The following is a 17,835-nucleotide window of genomic DNA, read 5'->3' as shown; positions in this document are numbered from 1 at the left end:
GCCCATTCATACTTTCATCCTCAAATACTGTGCAGCAGCATGACCCAAGTCATTTGGCTAGATGTTTAAATGATCTAATATGCGCGCCCGCCTGGCTGTGGCATTTCAAGAAGCACTACCAATGCCCAGTAGGAGTGACAATCATGAGGTGGGTAATTAAGTATGCGCGAGCCGTAAAGGTTGGTAGCTGGATAATAGGGGCAGTTTTGATCGTGATTGCTGTTATCGGGGTGGCCGACCGTTATCACCGTCAGCGCGCTTTAATGTTGGAGGGGCAACAAATATTGCTGGCTCATCGAAGCGGCTGGGTCTATGCCACCTTGGTACGCCAGTTGGCAACCCATAAACTGCAATATTCACTGCTTCTGGCAAACCCCCTACCGACCGGGTGTCTGCCAGACCAATACATTAACGAACAACATCGCGCCACAGAGACCCAAACTGACGGTAGCGAAGAGCTGTCTCAGTACACATTGCGAATACCCATACGTCAAGTGGCCGCAATGCCCAGTCCGCTAGCGCCAAAAATGCGCCTGACGGAGGGCGGCATTCAGATGACCAGTCGACAACTTCTGGGTTACAGCTGCAGTGGGCCTTACGCGGTGATCCGGGAAACACAGACCCTGTTACAGCCATTGCCGCTGCCACCGCGGTCGGCCATCGGACCGGAGTTTGTCGATACGCTTATCGTGCATGTCGCCGTGAGCCACGGCCATGAGCCCCCCTTGTATGTCGATATTCAATTCACCGACGACAAGGTAGATCTGATGCCTGCCACAGCCGGCGACTGGCCCACCACACTCCTTTCCGAGGAACAGGGCGAGGAGCGCTTTGTCCGGAACATAGAGGATCCTCAAAATGCCCTGCACCTGCATTTCTACAGTGAACTCCTGACATCGAATTTCCTGTCGCTGTTCCTGAGCTGGAATGGTCTCGCTTTATTAATGCTGGCTGGCATGCTTGCCAGTGTTTTGCTGATCATTTGGCTGGCGGGGCAATTGATTGATGCCTACGGGGTACAGCATAGAGCCGCAACCCGCGACTTTCTTACCGGGTTGTACAACCGACGGGGCGCGATGGCGTTGGCGGAGGCGGAATTGGCCAGGGCCACGCGTACGCCCAGTTCGTTGTGTGTATTGATGCTGGATATTGACTACTTCAAACGGGTCAATGACACCTACGGCCATGACGGGGGAGATGAGGTGCTGAAGTTTTTTGCCCAGCTACTTATCCTGGCTGTACGCCAACATGACCTGGTCGCCCGCCTCGGCGGGGAAGAGTACCTCATCCTACTGCCGGATACCGATCTGACCGGCGCACAATCGATGGCCGAGCGGTTGTTGCAGGTCTTGCGCGACTCGACGCTCGACTATGCCGGAACAAGCATTGGCGTCACCTGTAGCATAGGTATCACAGCTTGGCGTGGGCCGGAAGACAACATTCAGGCCATGCTTATCCGTGGCGATCTTTTGCTTTACCAAGCAAAACAGCAAGGCCGTGACCGTTATGTGAGTGATGGATGTTTATCAAGTATCAATTGAGGAGCACAACGAACCATAAAAATTCAAGCTTGGAACATCTGCTTCATCATCGCCACGGCGATGGTGCCCCTGATGCGCAAGGTGCAACCACCGGCCGCGCCGTCAGCGGATGCTCACTGATCAGGCTTGAGGCATTTTGCGAAAGCCAATCGCCAGACGGTTCCAAGCGTTGATGGTGGTAATGGCCACGGTCAGGTCGACCAGTTCCTTTGGACTGAACTCGGACACAGCCACTTCGTAGTCCTCATCCGGCGCATGGGTCTGGCTCACCAGCGTCAAGGATTCAGTCCAGGCCAGTGCCGCGCGTTCACGCGGGGTGAAGAACGGCGTTTCGCGCCAGGCCGACAACGTGTACAGACGGCGCTCGTCTTCACCGCCCTTGCGGGCATCGGCGCTGTGCATGTCGAGGCAGAAGGCGCAGCCATTGATTTGCGAAGTGCGCAGCTTGACCAGTTCGATCAGGGTCTTTTCCAGCGGCAGTTTTGATACAGCGGTTTCCAGGGCGATCATGGCTTTGAGCGCATCAGGGGAAGCGGTGTAGAAATCAATACGAGGTTTCATGGTGGACTCCGATAGCAAGTGAGGGTGGAGCTAAGTTAGCCCCGCCGGCCCTTCTGACAAATAGCCAATATTCCAGAAGTCGAGGAGGCCATTGGAGACCAATGAGAAATTAGCCGGGTCTGAAATTGCCATCGCGAGCAGGGCTCACGCCTACAGTTGACCGTATTCCTTCTGAAGAAACTCGATCAACTGTGGGAGCGATCCGCGCAGCGGCCATCCACCACAGATCACTAAGCCCTATTACGCAACCACTGCAAAAACCCCTTCCTCTCCACTACCTTCGGCACTTCCTGAGTCAACGTCTGCGCCTTGTTCAAGCGGAAATCCAGCAGCGCCTTCATCGATTCGCCAATGTCATGCCGCGCATCCAGGCAGGGCTTGAGGTAGTCCTTCTCGATCCGGTACAAGCTACAAGCAGTCTTGGCGATGAAGTCGGCCGGCAACGCGGTGTCCGACAAGATCCCGCCCTCGCCGATCACCTCGCCCGGGCCCATGCGCCCCGATTCAAATTTGACCCCGGCACGGCTCAGCTCCACCGTAACGACTCCGGACTCGATGATGAACAAATGATCGCTGACCTCCCCCGCTGGCAGGATGATTTCTCCGGCGCGGAAGTTTTGCAGGGTCATGTGCTGGCTGAAAGTCTCTTTCTCTTCTTGACGCAGGGTCGAGAAAATCGCCGAACTTTCCAACAATGCCCGTGGCCGGGACAAGCCACCAAGCTCATTCGATTCGACGGTCGACAACAGGCTGACGCCCGCCGCCTGCAAATGCCGATAGGACAGATCGAACAGCAAGTTTCGCACCATGCGTTTCTGATCCATCGAGACCACGAAACCACTGATTTCGTATTCCACGCCAGTAGCGCTGGAACCCTTGAGTGCAACGCACGGTGCAGGTTTGTTCAACAAAAAGCGGCAGCCCTGCATTGCCCGCTCCAGCGCATCGATCACCGTTTGCGGACGCGCGTGGGGGCTCAGTTGCAGACTGATTGATACGCCAAAAATGTCGCTCGGCCGACTGAAGTTGATGATCTTGGCCTTGGCCGCCAGCGAGTTGGGGATCACCGCCATGCTGCCTTGGGCGGTTTGCAGGCGCGTGGCGCGCCAATCGATGTCGATGACTCGACCTTCGGTGCCGTCGATGGAGATCCAGTCATCCAGTTGATAGGGTTTGGTGGTGTTGAGGACAATCCCGGAGAACACGTCGCTGAGGGTACTTTGCAAGGCCAGGCCGACGATGATCGCAAAGGCGCCGGAGGTTGCCAGCACGCCTTTGACGGGCAGATCGAGGACATACGCCAGCGCCGCGATAATCGCGATCAGGAAGATCACCGCGCCAAGCAGATCCTGGAGCAAACGCCCGGTGTGCCCAACCCGCTGCATCATCACCGAGCCGATCAGCACCGTCAGGGTCCGCGCGCCGAACAGCCACCACGCAATCTGCAAACCGGTGGCCGCCAGGTGCAACGGCACGTTGTCGGCCCAAGGGGCGACCTCCAGCGGGTTCAAGCCTTCGTTGAACAGCAGGACGCTGAACAACGAGAAAATCACCAGCCTGACGAGGAGCTTCCAGTTACTGCCGCTGGCGGTAATCAATCGCCACAGCCCCAGATCGATCAGGATCAGGACCAGTGCGCAGACCAACGGATGATCGGTGAAAAAAGATTGCATCGAGCAACTCCAGCGAGGGCCAATGGCGCGAAGATCTCACACATTGGGCACAGTGTAGGAGGGTTTCATGCAAAACAAATGTGGGAGCGAGCCTGCTCGCGATAGCGGTGTGACAGTCACTGAATAGGTGTCTGTTATACCGCTATCGCGAGCAAGCTCGCTCCCACAGGGGATCTAAGTTGTCAGCAGTTATTTGCTGTTGGTCAGGGTGTTGTAGCTGGTCATCAGGTTGCGATAGTCCGGGATGTGGTTGGAGAACAAGGTGGCCAGCCCTTCCACGTCGTTACGCCAGTCGCGATGCAGTTCACAGGCCAGGCCGAACCATGTCATCAACTGCGCGCCGGAGGCCGACATGCGGTCCCAGGCCGATTGTCGGGTCAGTTCGTTGAAGGTGCCGGAAGCGTCAGTCACCACGAACACCTCAAAGCCTTCGGCCAGCGCCGAGAGTGCCGGAAAAGCCACGCAGACTTCGGTTACCACGCCGGCGATGATCAGTTGTTTCTTGCCGGTGGCCTTGATCGCCTTGACGAAGTCTTCGTTGTCCCAGGCGTTGATCTGGCCAGGACGGGCGATGTAAGGCGCATCCGGAAACAGCGCCTTGAGCTCAGGCACCAGTGGGCCGTTGGGACCGGTTTCGAAACTGGTGGTGAGGATGGTTGGCAGTTTGAAGTACTTGGCCAGGTCAGCCAGGGCCAGCACATTGTTTTTGAAACGGTCCGGTTCGATGTCGCGCACCAGAGACAGCAGACCCGCCTGGTGATCAACCAACAAAACGGCGGCGTTGTTCTTGTCGAGACGTTTGTAAGAAGTGGTCATTGCAGTAGTCCTCGCGTGTTATCGATGCCGAGTGGGAACTCGGCGTGGGGTATCCGCTTAACGCTGGGAGTCCAGCACTTCGTGTTCATTCGCCACTTGCTGAGCCTTGAGGTAGCTTTCGATCAGCAATTGATAATGCGGCATGGCCTGGGCGTAGACCGCGGCCCACTGCTCGGCATCCGGACGATTCCATGAGCCTTGCAGCTCAGAGAGCGTAGCCATAATGTCGATCGGCACCACCCCGGCTTGTGCCAATCGGGCAATTGTCAGATCGGTGGCCAGTTTCGAGTGGTTGCCGGAGGCGTCGACCACGGCAAACACTTTGTAGCCTTCATGCACCGCCGCAATGGACGGAAACGCCAGGCAAACACTGGTCAGCGTACCGGCGATCACCAGGGTTTTCTTGCCGGTGGCTTTCACCGCGGCATGAAACTCAGCATTGTCCCAGGCATTGATTTCACCTTTGCGCGCCACGTATCGGGCATGCGGCGCGGCTTCATGAATCTCGGGGATCAACGGCCCGTTCGGTCCTTGTGGGACAGAGGCCGTGGTGATTACCGGCATGTTCAGCAAGGTCGCGGCCTTGGCCAGGGCAATCGCGTTGGCGCGCAGTTGCGGCACGTCCATATCCTTGACGATCTGAAACAGCCCGCTCTGGTGGTCGATCAACAGCATTGCGCTGTCGTTGGGATCGATGGTCGGTTTTTGGCCGTTGAAGTTGGCCGCATTGATGGTACTCATGTGCGTTTCCTCTTTCGTTTGGGCAACAGCCATCCCTGGCCTGAGAACCGGCCTACGCATCCTGTGTAGAGCGGGTTGTTGAAGCGCTACGGGTTAACCGTGCATCTGGCCGAAGCGGCCGGACTGGAAGTCGGCGAAAGCCTGGTGAATTTCTTGCTCGGTGTTCATCACGAACGGGCCGTGACCGACAATCGGCTCGTCGATCGGATCGCCGCTGAGCAACAGCACCACCGCGTCCTGGCTGGCTTCAAGGGTCAACTGATCGCCATCGCGATCGAACAGGGCCAACTGACCTTCGCGCACCGACTCCTGGCCATTGACCTGAACCGTGCCGTGCAACACCACCAATGCCGTGTTGCGACCTTCGTGCAGGTCCAGGGTCAACAACTTGCCGCCCTTGAGACGCAAATCCCAGACGTCAATCGGTGTGAATGTGCGCGCCGGACCGGTGTGGCCGTCGAACTCACCGGCGATCAAGCGCAGGCTGCCGGCCAGGTTCTTGAGCGGGATGTTCGGGATGTCGCCATCGAGGATCGTCTGATAACCGGCGTCGGCCATTTTGTCCTTGGCCGGCAGGTTGACCCATAGCTGCACCATTTCCAGAGTGCCGCCGGATTTGGCGAAACCCTCGGAGTGAAACTCCTCATGCAGGATCCCCGAAGCAGCGGTCATCCACTGCACATCGCCAGGGCCGATCGTGCCGCCGCTGCCGGTGGAGTCACGGTGTTCCAGTTCGCCCTTGTAAACGATAGTCACGGTTTCGAAACCACGGTGCGGATGCTGACCAACGCCACGTCGTTCAGTGGTCGGGGTGAATTCGGCAGGAGCGGCATGATCCAGCAGCAGGAACGGGCTGATGTGCTTGCCCAGGTTGTCGTAGGAAAAAAGTGTACGAACCGGAAAGCCGTCGCCGACCCAATGGGAGCGTGGACTGGTGTAGATACCGATGATGTTTTTCATGGTGTCTCCTGATGAGGTGAGTGAAGCCATTGACAAAGCTTAAAACTCGAACCTTTGGTGCGCTAGACTGCAAAAATCAGCCTTTGCGTTCTATTTGGGGAACGATGATGGAAGACCTCAACACCCTTTACTACTTCACTCAAGTGGTGGAACACGGCGGTTTCGCCCCGGCTGGTCGGGCGTTGGACATGCCTAAATCGAAGCTCAGCCGACGCATCGCCGAGCTTGAAGAACGCCTCGGTGTTCGCCTGCTGCATCGCACCAGTCGCCATTGTTCGTTGACGGAAATCGGCCAGGCCTACTACCAGCGTTGCCTGGCCATGCGCGTCGAAGCAGAAAGTGCCGCCGAACTGATCGAACGCAATCGCTCCGAGCCTCAAGGCCTGGTGCGCATCAGTTGCCCGACGGCGCTGCTCAACTCCTGGGTCGGGCCCATGCTGACGCGCTACATGCTCAAATACCCGCTGGTGGAATTATTTATCGAGAGCACCAATCGCCGGGTCGACCTGATCCACGAAGGGTTCGACATCGCCCTGCGCGTGCGCTTTCCGCCATTGGAAAACACCGACATGGTGATGAAGGTTCTGGGCAACAGCACCCAGTGCGTGGTGGGTAGCCCGGCCTGGGCCGAACGCCTGTCGTCCCCCGCCTCCCCCGCCGACCTGAGCGGGTTGCCGAGCCTGCATTGGGGAGCCGCCCAGCGTGAATATCAGTGGGAATTGTTCGGTGCCGAAGGCGCCAGCGCACTGATTCGACATACGCCACGCATGGTCACCGATGATTTGCTCGCGTTGCGTCACGCGGTGGTTGCGGGTATTGGCATTGCGCACCTGCCGAGCGTAGTGGTGCGCGATGACATGGCGACCGGTCGGCTGGTCAACCTGGTGCCGGGTTGGGCACCGAAATGCGGAATCATCCATGCAATCTTTCCTTCTCGCCGTGGACTGCTGCCGTCGGTGCGTACGTTGATCGACTTTCTAGGAGAGGAGTTCAACCACGCTGACATCGCCTGATGTGACGCGACACGCGGCGCTGGCAGAGTTTTTATTTCGGACATAATATCGATCTGGATTACAACCATAATATCCGCACCGCCCGAGGACATGTCTATGCAAAGCCCCACCCGCGAAGCCACGCTCGCTCAATGGATTGCCCAGGAACACGCCATGCGCGCCCGGCTTGCCGGCCCTGGCAGCCTGTCCATGGCCGACGTCAGTGCGCTGTCGCCCGCCGAATTCTTCGAAGGCATCGGTAACGGTGAGCTGCCGTCGCCGCCGATTGGCGCGCTGATGGATTTCATCCCCATCGAATGGTCGGCCGGGATGTTTATCTTTCAGGGCACCCCGGACGCGCGCCATTACAACCCGCTGGGCAGCGTGCATGGCGGCTATGCTGCGACGTTGTTGGACTCGTGTATGGGTTGTGCGATTCATACGCAGCTGAAAAAGGGTCAGGGCTATACGACGCTGGATCTGCGCATCAGTTATGTGCGCGCACTGACGGGTGCCAGCGGGCCAGTACGCGCCGAAGGCAAGATCGTTCACTTGGGACGTTCGACCGCGCTGGCCGAGGGGCGGATTTATGATGTGGATGGGCGGTTGTATGCAACGGGGTCGACAACTTGCATGATTCTTGAGGCTCGGGGGTAAGGCGTCAGACCGCTTCGCGGCCAGCGGCTGACCAGCCTTAAAGGCATCGCACCTCGCTAGTCACGCTTGAGGTGCTGCCCGAGACTTTTCATGGCGTGCTGCAACTGATCGACGGCCTTGTCGATCAGCGCCGCGCGGCCTTCGGCGCAGGCTCGTTCCAGATCCTCGCAACACTCGATCAAACGTTCTGCGCGCACCATGCGCGCACTGCCCTTGATGCGGTGCGCCAGCTCCTGGAGGCGCGGGCGATTGTCACCGGCATGGGCTTGCAGCAGATGATTGCGGTCATCACGGTTGGTCTCGGCCAACTCGCGCAACAATTGATTGATCAGCGTGCGGTCTTCACCGACGTAAAGCTCCAGGCCGGTCAAGTCCATCTCACGGGAGGCTTGCGTGTCGACCGGGATCGGCGTCTCACTTGAAAATCGTGATGCCAGCCAGGCGCTCAAATCCACCAGCAGGATGGGTTTGAACAAGCAGTCGTCCATGCCCGCTTCCACGCATCGAATCTTTTCTTCAGGCTGCGCATTGGCGGTAAACCCCAGAATGAGGATGGACGGCAATCCATAGGCGCGCTCTTCATCACGAATTGCGCTCGCTAATTCATAACCGCTGAGCCCAGGCATATTGCAGTCGCTGATGACGACATCGAACTCATGGGCGCGCCATTGTTCGAGCCCTTGTTCACCATCCTCGGCCTCTATGACACGGTGCCCCAGATAGCTCAGCTGACGGTTCAGCAACAAGCGATTGGCCGGATAGTCATCGACCACCAAAATCGTCAGCGCTCGGGTGGATAGCGCTAATCCAGTGTCCACCGCATCACAGGGTGGCAAGGCTTTCAACGCCACCAGCGACAGACTGATGTCGGCCTGAGTGCCCCGCCCAAGGACGCTGTCGAGTACCAGCCGCCCCCCCATCATTTCGCACAGGGTGCGACTGATCACCAACCCCAGACCGGAACCCTTGCGGCCCGACTGTTGGCTGTTGCCGGCCTGGACGAACGGGCTGAACAAACGCTGCTGATCAACCGCGCTGATGCCGATACCACTGTCTTCGATATGTACGTTCACCGCCAGATGATCTGAAATCCCCGGCACCACCCGCAGTGCCAGGCTCACCTCACCGGCATGGGTAAACTTGATCGCGTTACTCAACAGGTTGGACAGCACCTGCTTAAAACGCGTGGGGTCGATCAACACGTCACGATCACTGCGCTCGTCCAGGTCAACTCGCCATGCCAGGTCTTTCTCCCGAGCCAGGCCTTCGAACACCCGGCACACCGATGCCACCAGCGCATGCAAATTGACACGCTCGGGCGCCAGGGACAAATGGCCGGATTCGATGCGGGCAATGTCCAGGATATCGCCGATCAATGCCAGTAACTGCTGCGCGGCAGTGGACGCTACCTCCAGGGCGGAACGATCGGCGACGCCCTCCTTCGCCCGCATCCCGGCCATTTCGAGCATGCCGATCAGGGCATTCATCGGCGTACGGATTTCGTGGCTCATGGTCGCCAGAAACGTGGTTTTCGCGCGATTGGCGTCGTCGGCGGCGTCCTTGGCGTCCTGCAATTGTTGCAACCACCGTTGACGTTGGCGGATCTGCCGGCGCTGCCAGGTGATCCAGCCCAAAGCCAGCAAGAGCAACGCGGCGGCGGCGGCAAAAGCCTGCAAAATGGCTGGGCGGTGACGAAGCCAATAGCTGTCATCCACCACCACATCATTGCCCCAGCGGGCGACCAGACCGTCCATTTCTTCGGGCGAGATGCTCAGCAACGCCTTGTTCAAGATCGATTGCAATTCCGGAGCACCGCGGTCCATTGCCATGGCGATGCGCGCCGGTTCGTCGCCCACGGTGCTGCTGATCCGTAAACGTCCCTGGTAATAGCGGGCAATCAGGTAACGTGTCATGAACAACGAACTGACTGCCGCGTCGGCCTGTCCGTTCATGACCAATTCCAGACCTTGCGCCGGGTTTTCAACATCTACCATGCGCACGCCTGGCACCCGCGACTGAATGAATGCGCGCACCGGGTGGTTGTGATAAATCGCCAGGCGTTTACCGGCCAAGCCATTCAGCGTCTTAGGACTATCGGGCGTGTTTGCACTGACTAGCGTGTACGGATTGGTCACATAGGGGCTGGTAAAGTGCAGATCCGAGACACCTTCGGTGGCCGGGATGATGGCGGGTATGACGTCGATCTCGCCAGCCTTGAGTCGCTGAATCTGTTGGTCAAGGGACCGGCCCCGTAGCACGTTGAAGTTCAAACCGCTGCGCTGGCTGATCAGCGTCAGCAATTGCGCGGTCAGCCCGCTGAATTGCCCCTCGGCATTGAAGAATGACAGCGGCGCAAAGTTCTCGACCACCCCGACATTCACCTGTGGGTGACGGTCCAGCCAATGCTGTTCACTGGCGCTCAAATTGACTCGCGACTGACTTAACCTGTTGACCCTGCCGGCGCTCCAGCGCTGATCAATAGCCGCCCGTTGATCCAAAGGGATCGCCGCCAACGTCTTGTCGATGATGTCCTTAAGAGGCAGGTTGTCCCTGGCCATGGCAAAGCCGAACGGGTTGGCGTCGAGCCCGGAAGGCCCCAACAACTGAACGTCATTGAGGTAATTATTGTTGATCAGGTAGTTGGCACTGATGAGGTCCCCCAGGTACACGTCATCTTGCCCGTACGCCACCGCGCCAAGTGCATCGAGCGCGGATGGATAACGTTGCAGACTCGCCGCGGGATAAAACGTTTCGACCGTTCGCGCAGGCAGATAGTCATCGACCATGGCGATGCGTTTACCCGCCAGATCCTCGGGCATGCGCTCGTCCAGTCGGGTAACCAGCATCGGCTGATCTTCTGCATAGGAACTGGACAAGATCAACTCGGGGTCGGCCGCTTCGAAATTGTTCGAGGTCCCGAGTAGATCAAGCGCATCGAATTTCAGAGCCTCCATGGCCGCTTCCCGCGTACCATAACGCCGAACTTCAATCGGGATGTCCAACATTTGTGCAATCAATTGGGCGTAGTCGGCGGTGATGCCTTCCAGCTCATCATGATTGCGCGTGACTTCGAAAGGTGGGTAGTCCGGCCCGCTCACCCCAAGGCGCAGCACACGCTTGTTGCGCAGCCATTGCCGGTCCTTTTCATCCAATTGGAACTCGTAACCCTCCACCGTCGAACGCCCCAGCAGCTGCAAGGACTTCGGCTCGTTATCCTGGGCGGCCAGCGTCGGCGGTACCAGGCATAGCATCAAGGCGCACAACAGAATACGCACGTTCAGGCCCCCTTAGATCAAGTGATTGCGTATGGCGAAATCGCGCAGGTGAACTGCCGCCTTCACGCCGAGCTTTTCGATCAAACGGGTCTTGTAGGTACTGACTGTCTTGTGGCTCAGGTGCATCGCCTCGGCGATGGCCTTGTTTGTGGTCCCCCGGGCCAGGTACTGGAGGATGGTCAGCTCGCGGTTGGAGAGTTTATCGATCATTTGTTTTTCGCTTTGCTGCAGCGCGTCCATTGATACGCTGGGCAGTTGCGCGAAATAGGTGTACCCGGCCATCAACGCGTGAATGGCCTTGTGCAATTGACTGAGGTCGTTGGTCTTGGCGACATACGCCAGGGCCCCGGCGCGCATGCAACGCTCCTGGAAAAACAGCGGGTCAAGAGACGTGAATATCAGAACCACACACGTCAAGTTGCTGGCTTTGATGCGCTCCAGTACGTCCAGCCCGTTACCGCCGGGCATCACCAGGTCCAGAATCACCAGACTAACATTGTGCTCACGGAGTATCACCGATGCCTCACCGACGCAGGAGGCTTCATGAATCCGTTTGAAACCTTCCCGTTCAAGTACCAGTTTGACTGCGGCGCGAACCACCGGATGATCGTCCACAATCAGCACTGACTTCATGGCAACTCCCTGTGCAAAAAATCGACGATGAGGCCACGAATGCCCGCCGGAAATGTCCGGAATGCCCGCAGCATCTGCGAGAAAACTCTTACATGGCCAGGAGATGGAAACCACCTGTCAAAAATGACAGTTCCGACGAACGGTCGCCTCGGTTCAACTCACCATTTGCGGGTATCGCACCGTCAGGAGATGTCGCGTAAGGATCGACGCTCGACATCAGGCGCTGGATGCACATCAGATCAGGAAGCGCCACAGGACTCACATGAATCGTCTGTTTTACGCGCAAAGGCATCGACGCCGATTGCGCAGGCTGGTCGTTGAAAATCAGGGTATGACGAACCTGGCGGTTGTCGAGGAAGAACCCGCGCAGGTCCAGTGATCCAGCGGCTAGAGAGGCATTGATGACCACCAGGTCGAACGGTTCGCAACCGTACTCGACCAGGGTCAATAGTTCTTCAAGGTTTTGAACCGGTGCCACCCGGTAGTAGCCCAAATGGTTGAACAGGCGCTCGACCTTCATCCGGTGAAAGTGTTGCTCGTCGGCAATCAGGATTCGTAATGCTTTGTTCGTCAAAGTGAGGTCCGCCGGGTACCAAGGTGGGGCGCAAGACTACGGAAGCCTGATACCGGTTTATGTAGGACTTTTCCTGAAAATTCGGTTTCCCTTTCTGATTTCAACGAAGGCTCATGGCCAGATCTGTGATTCGTCGCGCGGTTGCAGCCAGTGCAAAAACCCCCCAATCGGGCGCCCGCCTCGTTAGGAAACGTCGCAAGTTTTGGCGGAAATTTCCCAAACATCGAGCGGCTCCAGCAGCATGCCAAGGGTCTGTCGATCCAGCGTGCGGATCAGGCTCAGTTGGCGTCGGTGGTTGGCGTAAATTGTCTCTGCCTTCGGCAGACCGCGTCGCGAATCGTAAATCACCCCGTGACGAATCTGAGAGTTTCTCTGAAAAAACCTCACCGGATCGATACCCGATGTCGCCAATAGCTCACCGTTGATGATCATCAGATCAAAGTGTTCGGGGGGCTCCGAGGAGTAGTGAGTCAACGCCAACAGTTCCTGGAGCGAGGTCGTCAGCGTGAAGGCGCGATAGCCTAGTTCGTTAAGGGTTTTCTCGATGTTTCTGCAACGAATGTACTGTTCTTCGGCGATCAGGATTCGCCAGCATTTATAGGACATGGGATCCAACGGTCGCGACAAAGGTAAGAGCTGTTGGCTCAAGTAAACGTCACGCGCATGAAAACATCCTGAGCCCTTGTAGGAAACGTCTTAAAGTGAACGAATTGATTTCAAGTTCTTACAAGAACGCCATTTCGGGATGACTTGACGCGGCGTTTTTTGTTGCAAGTTCCCTCACCACAGAGAGGAAATTGCTACCGGACGATCTACTGCCAGCCAAACCGGCGGATGTAGAACCCCTTCACCGCCTGCGTCAACGCCATGTATGCCAGTAAAATCACTGGCAGAAACACGAAGTACAACGATGGCAGCGCCTGCAGCTTGAAGTAGTGCGCCAACGGCCCCATTGGCAGAAAAATGCCCACGGCCATGATGATCCCGGTCATCACCATCAACGGCATCGCCGCGCGGCTTTGCAGGAACGGGATTTTCGGGGTGCGGATCATGTGCACGATCAGGGTCTGGGTCAGCAGCCCGACCACGAACCAGCCGGACTGGAACAAGGTCTGGTGATCCGGGGTGTTGGCGTTGAACACGTACCACATCAGCGCAAAGGTAGTGATGTCGAAGATCGAACTGATCGGCCCGAAGAACAGCATGAAGCGCCCGACACCCGCTGGCTGCCAGCGCTGCGGTTGCTTGAGCATTTCTTCATCGACGTTATCGAACGGAATGACGATCTGCGAAATGTCATAGAGCAGGTTTTGTACCAGCAGGTGCATCGGCAGCATCGGCAGGAACGGGATGAACGCGCTGGCCACCAGCACCGAGAACACGTTGCCGAAGTTCGAACTGGCAGTCATCTTGATGTACTTGAGCATGTTGGCGAAGGTGCGGCGCCCTTCCAGCACGCCTTCCTCCAGCACCATCAGGCTTTTTTCCAGCAAAATAATGTCGGCCGCTTCCTTGGCAATGTCGACGGCGCTGTCCACCGAAATACCGATGTCGGCGGTGCGCAGGGCTGGAGCGTCGTTTATGCCGTCACCCATGAACCCGACCACGTGGCCGTTGCCCTTGAGCAAGCGCACGATGCGCTCCTTGTGCGACGGCGTGAGTTTGGCGAAGACGTTGGTGGTCTCTACCGCCACGGCCAGTTGGGCGTCGCTCATGCGTTCGATGTCGTTGCCCATCAGCAGGCCCTGCTGCTCCAGGCCGACTTCGCGGCAGATTTTCGCGGTCACCAGTTCGTTGTCGCCGGTCAGCACTTTCACCGCTACGCCATGAGCCGCCAGCGCTTTGAGGGCCGGTGCGGTACTTTCCTTGGGTGGATCGAGGAACGCCACGTAACCGATCAGTGTCAGTTCCTGTTCATCGGCCAGGCTATACGTGTCGCGGCCTTCGATCATTGGCCGCGCAGCCACCGCGACGACCCGCAGCCCTTCGGCGTTGAACGTCGCGGTCACCTGGCGAATCCGCGCCAGCAGTTCATCGCTCAGCGCCTCATCAACGACGTCGTGACGCACCCGCGTGCACACCGCAAGCACTTCCTCCACCGCACCTTTACAGATCAACAGATGAGCATGCTCGCGCTCGGCAACCACCACCGACATGCGCCGGCGGGTGAAATCGAACGGGATCTCGTCGATCTTGCGAAACGCTGTGCCAACCTTGAGTTCACGGTGGATTTCCACGTGTTCCAGCACGGCCACGTCCAGCAGGTTTTTCAGGCCAGTCTGGTAGTAGCTGTTGAGGTAGGCCATTTCCAGCACGTCGTCGGAGTCGTTACCCCAAACGTCGACATTGCGGGCGAGGAAGATTTTGTCCTGGGTCAGGGTGCCGGTCTTGTCGGTGCACAGCACGTCCATGGCACCGAAGTTCTGGATCGCATCCAGGCGTTTGACGATGACTTTTTTACGCGACAGAAACACCGCGCCTTTGGCCAGGGTCGAGGTGACGATCATGGGCAGCATTTCCGGGGTCAGGCCCACGGCAATCGACAACGCGAACAGCAGTGCCTGGGTCCAGTCGCCTTTGGTGAAACCGTTGATGAACAGCACCAGCGGCGCCATCACGAACATGAAGCGGATCAGCAGCCAGCTGACTTTGTTGACCCCGGTCTGGAACGACGTCGGCGCACGATCAGTGCCACCGACCCGTTGCGCCAGGGCACCGAAATAGGTGTCGTTGCCCGTGGCGAGAATCACCGCCATCGCCGTGCCGGAGACCACGTTGGTGCCCATGAACAGAATGTTGTCGAGGTCCAGCGGGTTGCTCGTGTCGTTGTCTTGCTGGCGCGGAAATTTTTCCACCGGCATCGATTCGCCGGTCATCGCCGCCTGACTGACGAACAGGTCTTTGGCGCTGAGCACCCGGCAATCGGCGGGAATCATGTCACCGGCCGACAACACGACCAGGTCGCCCGGCACCAATAGTTTGATCGGCAACTCAGTGCGCAGTGCGTCGCGGCGCAGGACCGTCGCGGTGTTACTCACCATCGCCTGCAACGCGTCGGCGGCCTGGTTGGATTTGGTTTCCTGCCAGAACCGCAGCAACGTCGAGAGCACCACCATGGAGAAAATCACGATGGCGGCTTTCATGTCCTCGGTCAGCCAGGAGATGACTGCGAGCAGCGTCAGCAACAGGTTGAACGGGTTTTTGTAGCAGTGCCACAGGTGAGTCCACCAAGGCAGCGGCTGCTCATGCTCGACCTCGTTGAGGCCGAAACGCTCGCGCAGTGCGGCGGCTTCGAGGTCGCTCAGGCCTGCGGTGTGAGAGCCGAGTGTTTCCAGCAATTGGCCGGTGTCGCTGTTGGCGGCACTCACCAGGGTTTGCGCCAGCGTCGGTGGCACTTCACGGCTGACCGTGGTGTCGGTGAAGGTTTCCAGCAACGCCAGACGACGGAAGTGCCGGACGATATGGCGGGTGCGCAGGAATCCGGCGAAGAACTCTTTGAGCAGGGTCAGGTTCAAGGCGTTGCCCCCCAGGGTCAGCCGGGAAACCTTCGAGCAGGCGTGTCGAGTCGCGGCGGTGACGACAAGGCAGTCGCCATCACACGACAGTGTGTCGATGAGAGGACATCGGGAATCGCGCCACGACTGGCTCGACCGGGAGGCCGCAGCTCGCTGTACGGCGAGACAACGGCACAAAAAAGCTGCGCGTTATCTTGCCGAGACGGTGCCGGTTACTGAAACCGGCCGACTACTGTCACTCGAACAAGTACCCACTGTGGGTCTCCGCTATTGATGAAAACGCGCGAAGCTTATGCCCCGACTTTTTGAAGAGTAAACGAAGGAACGGCGTGGGGTGAGGGAATCGCGGGGTTCTTCAGGAAGGGTTCAGCTTCAACATTTGTGCTGTTCTTTAGGGCTCCATCGCGAGCAGGCTCACTCCCACATTGGCCCTGCATACACAGTTCCATTGTAGGAGTGAGCCTGCTCGCGATGGCGGCCTGACAGGCGCCAAAAATTTAACTGGCAGTCGCCAACAACAAGTCCACCACCGACCGCCCATTCCCTCGATGCTTGCCATGTTCATACAACGAACCGGCAATCTCATCCGCCCGAATCGGCAGGACCGACAACAATGTGTCGCTCAACCCATGGCTCGCCTGGCAGAAGCCCTGCATGTAGATGCCGGCCTTGCAGCGCTCATCAGTGATCAGCTTGTAGTTTCGATCCACCTCGTAATCACCCAGGTACTGCTCCATTGGTGCCAGCAACTTACGGTGCATCTGCCGCTCATAACCGGTGGCCAACACCACGGCGTCGTAATGACGAACCGTGACTTCACCGGTGGCATTGTTGCGCACCGCCAGTTCGATACCGTGTTCAGTGGCCGTGGCTTTTTCGATGGTGGTCAAGGTGCGGAACGCATGGCGTGCGATGCCCGAGACTTTCTGGCGATAGAAGATACCGTAGATGCGTTCGATCAGGTCGATGTCCACCACCGAATAGTTGGTGTTGTGGTACTCGTTGACCAGGCGTTCACGCTCGCTGTGGGCTTGCTGGAACACCAGGTCGGTGAACTCCGGCGAGAATACTTCGTTGACGAACGGGCTGTCATCCGCCGGTTTCAGCGCCGAACCGCGCAGGATCATGTCGACTTGCACCGAGGGGAAGCTGTCGTTCAAGTCGATGAAGGCTTCCGCTGCGCTCTGCCCGCCGCCGATGATGGCGATGCTCATCGGATGGTTGCTCACACACGGTTGCCTGGCCATTTGCGCCAGATATTGCGAGTGGTGGAACACGCGGCTGTCATCCTTGAGCAACTTGAACGCCTGCGGAATGCGTGGTGTACCGCCAGCACTGACCACCACTGAACGGGTGGTCCGCACGTGTTGCTGACCGTCGGCATCGCGCGAAATCACCCGCAACGCTTCGACTTGCTGGCTGTGCAGCACCGGCTCGATGGTCAGCACTTCTTCGCCGTAACGGCTCTGCGTTTCAAATTGCGCGGCGACCCAGCGCAGGTAGTCGTTGTATTCCATGCGGCATGGATAGAAGGTGCCGAGGTTGATGAAATCCACCAGACGACCGTGATGCTTGAGGTAGTTGACGAAGGAGTACGGGCTGGTCGGATTGCGCAGCGTCACCAGGTCCTTGAGGAACGAGATCTGCAATTCGCTCTGGGTCACCAGGGTGTTGCCGTGCCAGCGGTAGTCCGCCTGCTTGTCGAGAAACAGAACATCCAGCTCGCCCTGACTCGGCCCGCGCTCTTGCAGAGCGATGGCCAGCGCCAGGTTCGAAGGGCCGAAACCGACGCCGATCAGGTCGTGAACGATGGGCGATGCAATTGCCTGTGTCATTTCCAGTGTCCTCTGGATGAACCCCCGTGCGGCGGGGAGTAAGCCTAAGTGACCCGGCCGGC

The 17,835-nt window shown here is 58.1% G+C and carries 14 protein-coding genes; 3 read left to right on the top strand and 11 right to left on the bottom strand.

Features of this window, described 5'->3' with window-relative positions:
* Positions 1-212: 212 nt before the first annotated feature.
* Positions 213-1,541: a GGDEF domain-containing protein gene (locus KGB06_RS09310; protein ID WP_223514484.1), complete on the top strand. Its 1,329-nt coding sequence runs from the start codon at positions 213-215 to the stop codon at positions 1,539-1,541.
* A gap of 120 nt (positions 1,542-1,661) precedes the next feature.
* Here the strand turns inward: KGB06_RS09310 and KGB06_RS09305 are convergent, their stop codons facing one another.
* The 5 genes from KGB06_RS09305 to KGB06_RS09285 form a co-directional block, all read right to left on the bottom strand.
* A complete protein-coding gene (locus tag KGB06_RS09305; protein ID WP_223514391.1) occupies positions 1,662-2,102 on the bottom strand; it encodes a carboxymuconolactone decarboxylase family protein in 441 nt (146 codons plus the stop codon).
* A 230-nt stretch (positions 2,103-2,332) separates the two neighbouring features.
* The gene (locus KGB06_RS09300; protein WP_223514390.1) at positions 2,333-3,775 is read right to left on the bottom strand and encodes a mechanosensitive ion channel domain-containing protein; all 1,443 of its coding nucleotides are present in this window, start codon (positions 3,773-3,775) and stop codon (positions 2,333-2,335) included.
* Positions 3,776-3,964: 189 nt separating this feature from the next.
* On the bottom strand, positions 3,965-4,591 hold the full coding sequence (ycaC, locus tag KGB06_RS09295; protein WP_223514373.1) for an isochorismate family cysteine hydrolase YcaC: 627 nt from the start codon (positions 4,589-4,591) through the stop codon (positions 3,965-3,967).
* Between the two features lie 57 nt (positions 4,592-4,648).
* Complete coding sequence (locus tag KGB06_RS09290; RefSeq protein ID WP_223514370.1) at positions 4,649-5,332, bottom strand: isochorismatase family protein; 684 nt, start codon at positions 5,330-5,332, stop codon at positions 4,649-4,651.
* Between the two features lie 93 nt (positions 5,333-5,425).
* On the bottom strand, positions 5,426-6,292 hold the full coding sequence (locus KGB06_RS09285; protein WP_223514367.1) for a pirin family protein: 867 nt from the start codon (positions 6,290-6,292) through the stop codon (positions 5,426-5,428).
* Between the two features lie 107 nt (positions 6,293-6,399).
* Between KGB06_RS09285 and KGB06_RS09280 the strand changes: the two genes are divergently transcribed.
* Both KGB06_RS09280 and KGB06_RS09275 read left to right on the top strand, forming a co-directional pair.
* Complete coding sequence (locus KGB06_RS09280) at positions 6,400-7,305, top strand: LysR substrate-binding domain-containing protein (protein ID WP_223514364.1); 906 nt, start codon at positions 6,400-6,402, stop codon at positions 7,303-7,305.
* A gap of 96 nt (positions 7,306-7,401) precedes the next feature.
* Entirely contained in the window at positions 7,402-7,941 is a 540-nt protein-coding gene (locus KGB06_RS09275; RefSeq protein WP_223514361.1) for a PaaI family thioesterase, read from the top strand.
* Positions 7,942-7,997: 56 nt separating this feature from the next.
* On the opposite strand, the gene KGB06_RS09270 is transcribed toward KGB06_RS09275, so the two are convergent.
* The 6 genes from KGB06_RS09270 to KGB06_RS09245 all read right to left on the bottom strand — a co-directional run bounded on the left by KGB06_RS09270 (position 7,998) and on the right by KGB06_RS09245 (position 17,773).
* Positions 7,998-11,216, bottom strand: a complete 3,219-nt coding sequence (locus KGB06_RS09270; RefSeq protein WP_223514359.1) for a transporter substrate-binding domain-containing protein — start codon at positions 11,214-11,216, stop codon at positions 7,998-8,000.
* Between the two features lie 12 nt (positions 11,217-11,228).
* Positions 11,229-11,849 carry a response regulator transcription factor gene (locus tag KGB06_RS09265; RefSeq protein WP_223514356.1) on the bottom strand — a complete coding sequence of 207 codons (621 nt, stop codon included), beginning with the start codon at positions 11,847-11,849 and terminating at the stop codon, positions 11,229-11,231.
* Between the two features lie 88 nt (positions 11,850-11,937).
* Positions 11,938-12,423 carry a response regulator gene (locus tag KGB06_RS09260; RefSeq protein ID WP_223514353.1) on the bottom strand — a complete coding sequence of 162 codons (486 nt, stop codon included), beginning with the start codon at positions 12,421-12,423 and terminating at the stop codon, positions 11,938-11,940.
* Between the two features lie 183 nt (positions 12,424-12,606).
* Positions 12,607-13,029, bottom strand: coding sequence for a hypothetical protein (locus tag KGB06_RS09255; protein ID WP_223514351.1), 423 nt, complete (start codon positions 13,027-13,029; stop codon positions 12,607-12,609).
* 206 nt (positions 13,030-13,235) lie between these two features.
* The gene (gene mgtA / locus KGB06_RS09250) at positions 13,236-15,938 is read right to left on the bottom strand and encodes a magnesium-translocating P-type ATPase (RefSeq protein ID WP_223514348.1); all 2,703 of its coding nucleotides are present in this window, start codon (positions 15,936-15,938) and stop codon (positions 13,236-13,238) included.
* A gap of 497 nt (positions 15,939-16,435) precedes the next feature.
* Positions 16,436-17,773 carry a lysine N(6)-hydroxylase/L-ornithine N(5)-oxygenase family protein gene (locus tag KGB06_RS09245; RefSeq protein WP_223514330.1) on the bottom strand — a complete coding sequence of 446 codons (1,338 nt, stop codon included), beginning with the start codon at positions 17,771-17,773 and terminating at the stop codon, positions 16,436-16,438.
* Between the last annotated feature and the right edge of the window lie 62 nt (positions 17,774-17,835).

The sequence above is a fragment of the Pseudomonas sp. GL-B-19 genome, assembly GCF_019956415.1.
Taxonomy (GTDB): domain Bacteria; phylum Pseudomonadota; class Gammaproteobacteria; order Pseudomonadales; family Pseudomonadaceae; genus Aquipseudomonas.
Note: the sequence above shows the minus strand (reverse complement) of the source record. Positions and strands in the feature narration are given on the sequence as shown.

What these genes read in the sequence shown, in the direction of transcription:
- KGB06_RS09280 (WP_223514364.1), top strand. Translation starts at nt 6,400, where the DNA reads ATGGAAGACCTCAACACCCTTTACTACTTCACTCAAGTGGTGGAACAC.
- KGB06_RS09265 (WP_223514356.1), bottom strand. Translation starts at nt 11,849, where the DNA reads ATGAAGTCAGTGCTGATTGTGGACGATCATCCGGTGGTTCGCGCCGCA.
- KGB06_RS09290 (WP_223514370.1), bottom strand. Translation starts at nt 5,332, where the DNA reads ATGAGTACCATCAATGCGGCCAACTTCAACGGCCAAAAACCGACCATC.
- KGB06_RS09305 (WP_223514391.1), bottom strand. Translation starts at nt 2,102, where the DNA reads ATGAAACCTCGTATTGATTTCTACACCGCTTCCCCTGATGCGCTCAAA.
- KGB06_RS09245 (WP_223514330.1), bottom strand. Translation starts at nt 17,773, where the DNA reads ATGACACAGGCAATTGCATCGCCCATCGTTCACGACCTGATCGGCGTC.
- KGB06_RS09285 (WP_223514367.1), bottom strand. Translation starts at nt 6,292, where the DNA reads ATGAAAAACATCATCGGTATCTACACCAGTCCACGCTCCCATTGGGTC.
- KGB06_RS09300 (WP_223514390.1), bottom strand. Translation starts at nt 3,775, where the DNA reads ATGCAATCTTTTTTCACCGATCATCCGTTGGTCTGCGCACTGGTCCTG.
- KGB06_RS09275 (WP_223514361.1), top strand. Translation starts at nt 7,402, where the DNA reads ATGCAAAGCCCCACCCGCGAAGCCACGCTCGCTCAATGGATTGCCCAG.
- KGB06_RS09255 (WP_223514351.1), bottom strand. Translation starts at nt 13,029, where the DNA reads ATGTCCTATAAATGCTGGCGAATCCTGATCGCCGAAGAACAGTACATT.
- ycaC (WP_223514373.1), bottom strand. Translation starts at nt 4,591, where the DNA reads ATGACCACTTCTTACAAACGTCTCGACAAGAACAACGCCGCCGTTTTG.